This window comes from Endozoicomonas sp. ONNA1, from assembly GCF_024606325.1.
Taxonomy (GTDB): domain Bacteria; phylum Pseudomonadota; class Gammaproteobacteria; order Pseudomonadales; family Endozoicomonadaceae; genus Endozoicomonas_A.
The window spans coordinates 1-5469 of the sequence record NZ_JAHHPN010000102.1 but is presented as its reverse complement, the minus strand read 5'-3'; the positions used below and the strand labels follow the sequence as shown (position 1 = coordinate 5469).

General features: G+C 46.2%; 2 protein-coding genes. Both read right to left on the bottom strand.

Annotated features, from left to right (window positions below; all coding sequences use genetic code 11):
• The coding region (locus KDK19_RS02285) for a hypothetical protein (protein WP_257291266.1) at positions 1 to 4379 on the bottom strand (4379 nt) is incomplete at its 3' end.
• Between the two features lie 406 nt (positions 4380 to 4785).
• Positions 4786 to 5469 (bottom strand): hypothetical protein (locus KDK19_RS02280; RefSeq protein ID WP_257291265.1); only part of this gene is annotated, 684 nt, incomplete at its 5' end.

The window sequence follows — 5469 nt, the reverse complement described above, 5'->3', positions numbered from 1 at the left end:
CCAAGGAAGTGCTCAAATTCATCCACTGTCTGATAACCGTCGACACCTCTGACGGCCTTCATGTAGCTCTCAAGTTCAACCTTGCTGATCAGACCTTCACGCAGCAGAGCAATAGTCTTTTTACCACCGGCAAAACGGGTAGCCAGATATTCCGGGAAGCTTTCCAGGTTCCGAGGTTCATACTCGATGTAGTGAATGGCTGTTTTGCCCATGGCGTAAACGACATCGTCGTATTCTTGAGCCCCGTTTTGCAGCTGATGCCTGATCTTGAAAACCAGTCCCTGGACTTTTGACAGAACCTTCGGAGGCTGAAGTTTTAAAGCCCCGGAAGAGAGGGTCGGAAAGGTCGTCTTCAGGCTCTTGAAGACTTTCACAATCCGATTGGCCTGATCAAACGTCAGACCTTCTCCGACCAATGCCCTGAGGCGAACCGGTGCAAGTTCATCGTCAAAATCGAAAATTGTGAAATAGGGTACTTTCTTACCGTTTTCTACTGCTAATTCTGCCAAACCCATTGCGGCTTCCAGAGCTTGTTTCTTGAGAGAGTGATCCTGCATGAAGTCGTGCATATCGGTCAGAACTTTTACCTGCCACGGTGTGAACTGGAAGGGACCGCCTTCATTTTCGACGGCTTGCTCTGCCGCCTTCAGGACTTCCTTTAATTTCTCTATTTTCGCTTTCCTGACTTCTATTTCTCTGTTGAGACTGTGCAGCTTGTGGGTCATTTGCAGGATCTTCCCGCCAGTGCCATCATCTCCGCCCAGTTGAACCTGTTTGTTTCTCAGGTTATTAACCCGTTGTTCATGGGTTTCAGAAGTGTCTGGTTTAAGACCCACGGCTTCTTCAGTAGCGTCAAGAGCTGTTTTATGGAAATCCGTCAGAGTATCTTTAGCTTTTGATAAAGCTTCACTTTTCTGCTCCAGGACTAAACCCAGCGCAGTTATCTCTTTGTTATGTGCAGTTTTATCCTGCTCTTCGAAGTCTCCAAAATCGATAATCTCCTGTTTTTTATGATCCAGTTTTTCTTGTGCATTACTCTCTTCAAACTGTGCATGGTTCACTTCCATACTTTTGCTGTCGTAATCTTGCAGGAATTGTGTGACCAGAGTGTACTTTTTTCTGGCTAAAGGCAGCTCGGCCAATGCTTCCTCGAATATACCGGCTTCGTCCAGACCCTGATTATCTTTACAGCTTGTAAATACCTCGTGTTTGCCACGAAGGGCATGCAGTTTGCGACGAACACCTGTCAGCTCACTTTCCGCTTTTGCCAATGCTCGTTTAGCATTGGCTTTCTCACGATCAAGAACGTATCGCGGTTTGGGCCCAAGGCGCGCGATTTGCTTGTCAAGCTCATTTTCAATGGTTGCGATACGGACATTAACAGCAGACTGACCGGCATTGAAAATTTCTTCGAGCAGTCCATTGAGCTTTGCTTCAATCAGAATGTTCTGGTTGTCGATAGTGGCATCATCTTTATAGTTCTCAATCTTGAGTTGATGGGCCAATTCATTGTTTCTGGCTCTTCTGACACCTACATCGTCATAAGCTTCGTGTACTTCATCCATTAATGCCTGAACTCTGGCCTTCAGAGCTTCCTTCTGATCATACAGTTTGCTATCTTCCCCGAATGCCAGATTCAGATCTCTGGCCAGTTTAGCAGTGAAAGCCTTGCCTCTTTCTGTGGCAGCAACGTTTTCATGAGGGTAGATGCTCAGCTCGTCCTCTATGGCGCCAAGCAGACTTGTCTGTTGATCTCTGGCGAACTTATCCAGGTAGGAATCTTCGACTTTATAGGTAAGAGTCCCCCGAAGCTTATTGTGTTTGATATCTCTCTTGTTCAGTGCTGTGCTGTCTCCTTTCCAGAGGGTTTGATCTATCTGATCCAGCAATTTTTCTGAGACATCATTGCCTTCAAGTATTGAATAAATCCGGGCAAGCCTTTCTGCTTCTCCATCCTCTTTATTGAATTTGATGTTGAGTATTGTTTCTATGGCTTCCAGCAGATCGGTGAGTTTTTCTCTGGCTCGCATGTCCGGGTCTTCGACTTTATGGCGAAGGTTTACAAGAAGCATAGTGCGTTTGTATTCCTTCTCGTCCAGATCCGTAGTTTTGCCTTCATATGCCCATCGGATGTTACCTATTTCTTCCAGTGACTCATCCAGTATTTCTTCTGATAGCGCATCGCTGTCAAGAGTTTTCATGACCACTTCGAGTCTTGCTATTTTGTTGTCCTCTTTATTGGCTTCGATGTCGAGTATTTCTTCTGCGACTTCCAGTATGTCCAGGGCCTCTCTCTCTGCCTGCTGTCTGGCGTCTCTGATATTTTCCTGCATATTTTCAGAGATGTACCGGCGACGGAGATACACATCTTCTTTTTCATCAAGGTCACGTATCTCAAGGGCTTTTTCTATGACGCTCAGTGTCTCAAATACTTCAGGTCTGGCTTTGGGGTGGCCTGGTGTTTTAATGTCATCCAGCTCTTCTTCAAGCTCTGCTAGCCTGAGGAGTTTGGTAGATACCCTTGTTTCCAGCGCCCTGTCTTCTGATGTGTCGTCTTCATCAGGCTCAATATCAAACTCTGCTGCCATTTCACTATTGGGAGTGTTTGTGGCTTTTGCTCTGGTAGCAAGAAGTTGTTTTTCGAGCTCCGGAATTCGTTTATTATCCTGCTCAAGTTGATCCACCGAGTTTTTCGTCTCTTCCAACTCCTGACGAATCTTTTTAAGCTCATTCACAACTGGTTGATTGAGTCCAACGGCTCTCAGTTTTTCCTCAAAATGGGTCATGGCCATTGTCCCTGTGCGTTGAAATGCTTCGTTTAGCTCGGCGAGCATGGCCTCTCTTACCTGCAGTTTTTCCAGCTTGTGCTCCATCTCAAGCAGCTGTTCGGCAAAGACGCCAGCGACTTTGGAAGCAAAGCTGCGGTCTGCGTCAAAAGAATCGTCAAAAGGATCGCCGGACATTTTGGCGATAACAGACATAATTTCATGAATATTTTGAATAAACTTCCGGTTAGTCAGAAAATTTCTAAGTATGGGTTTGAAGCCAAAGTGTTCTGTGAGTTGAATATGCATCCAGGTTGGCGTGATGAACGACGACGTTAATTTGATGTGCGTTCTGGTGATTACAAATCCATCTTCCTGATCTGAAGTAGCGCTGGTTAATGCCTGCAGGATATATTCATAGTATATAAGCGAGGCCAGTGTATCTTCGTATTCATCCGTCGGTTTACCACCTTCGTCAAGTCTGGTAATGTGCTGCGCAGCTAACTCCTCCAGCAGCGCCAGCTGCCGACTTCGAATGACGTATTGGTAGCTTTTGAACTTGTCTTTTTTAACCAGTGCTATTGTTTCAGGAGTAGGTCCATTGTCGTAAAATCCTTCCCAGATATCATAGAGACCCTCCACAAAAGCGATATCGGTTGGATTCTGCTTCTGACCATGAAAAACAATAATCTCCCCCTCAGCCACAGTCACTTCCAGTTTTGGATAATCCTCAGGTACAGGATAGACCTGTGTGTCATCCTCGACGTGTACTACATAGCCGACGGGTTTATAGAATGACAACAGATCTTCCAGAGCTCCCTGTTGTAAATCTTTCCCAAGAACATGAACCTGGGTATAGGCAGAGGTAGCTGCTGCTAAAAGCGTCTCATCATTGACAAAGATTGATTGACCCAGACGCTGCAGCTCAGGGGGCTGGTCGCTGGAAACGATGAGACGCATGAAGGTGCGCCCTTTCACTTCAACCTGGTCTACTTCAAGGTTGGCAAGGACAACATAGTGATCAACTTCGCCAAGGTTTCCTGCTCTTTCATTCACACCTTTCAGCACTCCGACCAAGTGTTCGGGGCTGGCAATTTTCGTAAATGGTTCTAATGTATGATTGTCGCCTAATTGAGAGCGCACAGCTCCAATTGAATCCTTATGGGTCATTCTGTCTCTGACTTCGATGAGTAGTTTATTTTCTGAAAAATTATGGGTGAACCTGAAAACTGCCTCATTACCTACCTTGAGGACTTTGGTGTACTTCTGAGCAATGTCATTGTCGTCTGTTTCAAACAGATCAACAGTGGAAACGCCACCGTCAATGCCAGAAAGAACGTCTGTGAAGCCCTTGGAAGGAATATCGTAGTCGGCTCTGAATTCAGCTCGATCGGGGTAGGTGGTTGTAAAGGATTTGGTTATTGGCTGCTGGTCATCACCTAAAGTTGGCTTAACTATGACCTCACTCTGGATGAACTCCGTATGTCCATTGTCCTGAATAACGATAGATTTTGTCTGTAGCCTGCGATCGGCCAGTGCCTGTGTAGCAATGATGGAAGAGCTGATAGTAATGGCCACTGCAAGGCTTAATGCATTGGGGTGAGCATGTGTCATTTTACTACCTCAGAGCTGAGTACTTTGATTACCGTGAAAAGTGATTGCCACACCAGGCAAGGAGGCAACTTTCAGTCACTCATGGCTGTCAATCGCTCACTGTTAAGTTGTTGAGTGAATTTAGTTCACAGCGGCCAATCTGGTAAGCTGTTGAGCGAATTTTGCTCGAACTGACAAAGTCCAATGTCAGTAAAACTGAATTGTTTTTTCAGCCGGGGAATAACGTCGTTGCTTATAGCAGGGTTTAATCGATAGCCTGAACCGGAAGAAACCATTATGTATCCTTCTATGATTGGTTTCTTTTGGGTAGCTATGGGGGGCATCCACTGATTTTTAGCATTAAAGTTCGTCGCGGGTATTCTTATCAGGAGTGAACTTCTCAAACCTGTAATCAGCATTGCAGTTTTCACGGCAGCTGGTGTCTTCTCAGGTGCTGTAGTCCTTTTGGCTCTACTATCAATTCATAGAAGGCTCCCAGAGTATAAGAGTAAGGAATACTTTCAGCGTGGGAGAATGACCATTTAGGTACATTTTCCCTGAAGTATTTCTCCCAGCCATGCTTATAAATCTTCATGGTGCGATCACGTCGTTCACGGAACTGAAGATAATGCTCGTTCCGCGTCCAGCCATGCATCACGTTGTTTGCTTTAACACGGTTCGCATACTGTTCATCCGTTTCATTGAAGCGTTGAGGCGTAGCAATAGCAGTACGTTTCACATAGTCCGTTTCCGTTTCACTCACGCCTCTCCAGCGGTTGATCTTGTCAAGACTACGTCCCAGGGGTCCACCCAGCCATTGAGTGAGCATTTTGTTGTCGTTCATGAAGAAGTCGAAAGTGAGACTCGACGCCAGAGCGAATCCGAAGGTTTGAGCATAGGTAAACCCGGATAAAAGACCGTGGGCGTATGATCCGACAGTGGCTACCGGGCCCAGCACCAGACCGGCTGTGGCAGAGGCCAGAGTCTTCACTTTTTGTGGTGTGATTCTGTGAAGCAGTGGCATCCGAACTCCTTGTCTGGAAGCCATGGATTTCACTATTTCGGGAACCAGACGGGAAATGCTGCGATACATCCGGGGGTTGGCGTTGTG